The 474-nt window shown below is 49.8% G+C and carries 2 tRNA genes; both read right to left on the bottom strand.

What is annotated here, in order from left to right:
• Positions 1–47: 47 nt before the first annotated feature.
• Positions 48–121 (bottom strand) — tRNA-Ala (locus tag HMPREF2955_RS01260).
• Between the two features lie 149 nt (positions 122–270).
• Positions 271–344, bottom strand: a tRNA-Ile gene (locus HMPREF2955_RS01265).
• Positions 345–474: the final 130 nt, after the last annotated feature.

Raw genomic sequence — 474 nt, forward strand, 5'->3', positions numbered from 1 at the left:
GCTTGTGTCAATATGTCAAAGATCTCATGCGCAAATCAAGCGCAAAGTGGAGAATATCGGGGTCGAACCGATGACCTCTTGCATGCCATGCAAGCGCTCTAGCCAACTGAGCTAATCCCCCAATAAAGGGTTGCAAACTTATGGTAAAGCTTAATACTGTCATCCACAATATTAAATGCTACATCCACGCTACCTGTGCACATTGCACTGTCGTGCGATGTGTTACTCTCAGGCTTGTCGCCTGCACACATTGCACTGTCGTGCGATGTGTAGTCCCAGGCAGACTTGAACTGCCGACCTCCACATTATCAGTGTGGCGCTCTAACCAACTGAGCTATAGGACTGCGTGTCGGCGGGAGGTCCGGCCAGGGCCGTAATGGGAGTCTAAACCAACGTCGCGTTCACACCTTTATATATATAGGTGAAAAACAACCGACGATGCGGAACCCAATTCCCTGATTCCCTCTGTATCGG

Source organism: Prevotella sp. HMSC073D09 (genome assembly GCF_001814145.1).
Taxonomy (GTDB): domain Bacteria; phylum Bacteroidota; class Bacteroidia; order Bacteroidales; family Bacteroidaceae; genus Prevotella; species Prevotella conceptionensis.